A 3,165-nucleotide genomic window follows, 5' to 3' on the forward strand; every position below is an offset into this window, starting at 1 on the left:
TCATGGCGGCCTGCATGGACTCCGGTGGCCACCACACCCAGAAAGTTTACGAGTTTGCCAAAGAGCGCCTTGGCCGCCGAATTTGGGCGATCAAGGGCGAATCGGCGCGCGGTGGTAAACGTTCGCCGGTTTGGCCGACGAAAAAGCCAACGTCCAAGTCAAAGGCCAGTTTCAAACCTATCATCATTGGGGTGAATGCGGCCAAGGATACCATCCGCGGGCGACTGCATATCGATCCGCCTGCACCGGGTGAGCCTGCAGCCAGTTACATGCATTTTCCGGCAGACCGTGACCTGAACTATTTCAGCCAGTTGCTGGCAGAACGTTCGGTGTTGAAGGTGTCCGGCGGCCAGCGTTACCGAGTTTGGGAGCAGCTCCCAGGCAGGGCAAACGAAGCGCTGGACTGCAGGGTGTACAGCTATGCAGCCCTGTGCGGCCTGTTTTATCTCGGTTTAAAGCTGAATCTGCTGACGGACAACATCGCGATCAATCCCGATCGCCTGTTGCCGGCGCCGCCGCAGCCGGAGGAAAAACAAAACCTTCGACTGCCTGGCGTCATCATTGAAGAGCCGGAAAAACCGAAGCGCAAGCGCCTGTCACAACTTTTGCCATCATAAGGATCCCTATGTTTAACCGTAACACCAGCCTGCTGGCCGGTGCGATGACGCCTGCGCAATTGCAGGACGCATTGGCAAAGGCGCAACAGGCCTATATTGACCTCGCAGCCGGCGCGCGCGGTGTGTCGTTCTCGTACACGCAAGGTGATGGCACGCGTTCTGTTTCTTATCAACAAGCCTCAATGGCGGACCTGATGGCACTGATCCAGTTGCTGCAGGCGCAGTTGGGTATTGTTCCCCGACCACGTCGGCCAATGAGGTTTAGATTCTGATGAATGACATCAAAATTTTAGGCCCAAATGGGCAGCCGCTACCGCCGATGCGGTCAAAGGCATCCATGCTGGTGGGCGGCAGCCGTGTGCCTTACGATGCGGCGGATTCGTTTAGCGACCAGCTGGCCAACTGGCAGCCTGTGTTATGGTCACCCGACAATGAGATCAATATCTACCGTGATCGCATTGTTTCCCGTGTGCGAGATCTTGCGCGCAATGATGGTTGGGCCAGCGGCAGCATTACCCGCGTGCTGGATAACGCCGTCGGCGCCAACTTTCGTCCCATCCTCAAGCCTGACTATCGCATGTTGGCCTTGATGACCGGCAATACAGCCTTCGACGCCACCTGGGCAGATGAATATGGCAAGGTGGTTGAGGCTCATTGGCGGTCATGGGCTAATGATCCGGGCCGTTATTGCGATGTTGAGCGCAAACAAACGGTGTCTCAAATGCTGCGCCTGGGTTTTCGGCACAAGCTGCTTGATGGTGATGCGTTGGCGGTGCTGCAATACCGGCCAGACAGACTGGGGCGTGGGCGCGGCCGCTATGCCACAACAGTGCAAATCGTCGATCCGGACCGGTTGAGTAACCCGCAGCAAAACTTCGATATGCCGAACGTTCGCGGTGGCGTTGAAATTGACGGTGATGGCGCGCCAATCGCGTATCACATCCGCGAAGCACATATCGGCGATTGGTGGAGTGGCGCCAAGACGATGACGTGGCGGCGCATCCCGCGGGAAACAAGCTGGGGCCGTCCGCATGTGGTCCATGATTATGACCATGAGCGGGGCGCACAACACCGGGGAAATGGGATTTTAACGCCGGTTGTTCAGCGCCTGAAAATGCTCATCAAGTATGACCAGTCGGAGCTTGAAGCAGCGATCCTGAACGCCGTATTTGGAGCCTACATTACCTCTCCCTATGATCCGCAGATGGTTGAGGCGGCGATGGGGGAAACCTTTGACGATACTCAGATCGGTGCCTATCAAGAAGGGCGCGTTGATTTTCACAATGATCGCCGCATATCGCTGCAAAATGGCGCAAGAATGCCGATATTGTACCCCGGTGAGGATGTAAAGGCAGTTAATGCTGCCCGTCCTCACAGCAATTTTGAGGTGTTTGAAAGTGCAGCGCTGCGCAATATCGCCGCGGCAACGGGCCTGTCAACACAGCAAGTAACGCAGGACTGGTCTGATGTTAACTACAGTTCGGCACGCTCTGCGATGCTTGAGGCCTGGAAGACACTGACCCGCCGACGCGATGATTTTTCTGTGGGGTTCGCCCAGCCGATCCTGTCCGCTTTTATTGAAGAAATCCACGATACGGAAGACTTACCACTGCCCAGTGGCGCACCGCACTTTCTGGACGCCAGGGCGGCGTATTGCCGTGCTCGCTGGATGGGGCCAGGTCGTGGCTGGGTGGACCCGGTGGCGGAGAAGAAAGGCGCCATTCTGGGTATGGATGCCGGACTTTCAACGCTGGAAATGGAATCGGCGGAAAACGCCGGCGAGGACTGGGAAGAAATGCTGGATCAGCGTGCTCGTGAGATTGCCGCCTTCAAAGAGCGGGGCCTCCCGGTTCCGAGCTGGGCACAGGCTGAAATCCTGGCACCTGAAACAATTAAAGATCCGGAGGCAGAGTGAATTTACCGCACCTGGCGCAGCGACTGTTTAACACACCGCTGGCGTTGCACCCGCAAAAGGCCGAAGTGGTCATGGCCGCGATGATGGACCGGTTCGGGATAACCCGTATCAACACGCTGGCATCTGACTGGCTGGGGGATGATGAAAGTTTTACCCGAAAGGCACGTAAACAGGATGCCGGCTATGACGTGGTCGGCGGTATCGCGGTGATACCCGTGCAGGGGACATTGGTTCAGAAGTTGGGCAGTCTGCGACCCTACAGCGGTATGACGGGCTACGACGGGATCAGGCAGTCGTTCCTGACCGCGATCAGTGACCCCGAAGTAAGCGGCATCTGCCTCGATATCGACTCTCCCGGCGGTGAGGTAGCCGGCTGTTTCGATCTGGTGGATGAAATTTATCACGCCCGCGGTTCAAAACCGATCCACGCCATCCTTACCGAAAATGCGTATTCCGCCGCGTATGCCATCGCCAGCGCGGCAGATCGCATTCATGTACCGCGCACTGGTGGTGTCGGTTCGGTCGGGGTGATCGTCATTCATTGTGACTGGTCACAGCGAATTAAAGAAGACGGCCTGGCGGTCACCATCATCACCTACGGTGACCGCAAAGCCGAGAGCAACCCCTACGTCA

The 3,165-nt window shown here is 57.1% G+C and carries 4 protein-coding genes; all 4 read left to right on the forward strand.

Annotated features, from left to right (window positions below; genetic code table 11):
* Positions 1-617, forward strand: a 617-nt coding sequence (locus C9411_RS25080; protein ID WP_199200154.1) for a terminase gpA endonuclease subunit, incomplete at its 5' end; no start/stop codon positions are given.
* Between the two features lie 8 nt (positions 618-625).
* Positions 626-889, forward strand: a complete 264-nt coding sequence (gene gpW / locus C9411_RS25085; RefSeq protein WP_060420187.1) for a gpW family head-tail joining protein — start codon at positions 626-628, stop codon at positions 887-889.
* Positions 889-2,532 (forward strand): phage portal protein, encoded by a 1,644-nt coding sequence (locus C9411_RS25090; RefSeq protein WP_107228146.1) that lies wholly within the window; start codon positions 889-891, stop codon positions 2,530-2,532. Before gpW ends, C9411_RS25090 begins: the two co-directional genes overlap by 1 nt.
* A partial coding sequence (locus tag C9411_RS25095) for a S49 family peptidase (protein WP_107228147.1) occupies positions 2,529-3,165 on the forward strand: 637 nt, incomplete at its 3' end. The genes C9411_RS25090 and C9411_RS25095, both read left to right, overlap by 4 nt.

Origin of the sequence: Serratia sp. Nf2, assembly GCF_003028435.1 — a bacterium.
Lineage (GTDB): Bacteria > Pseudomonadota > Gammaproteobacteria > Enterobacterales > Enterobacteriaceae > Serratia > Serratia marcescens_L.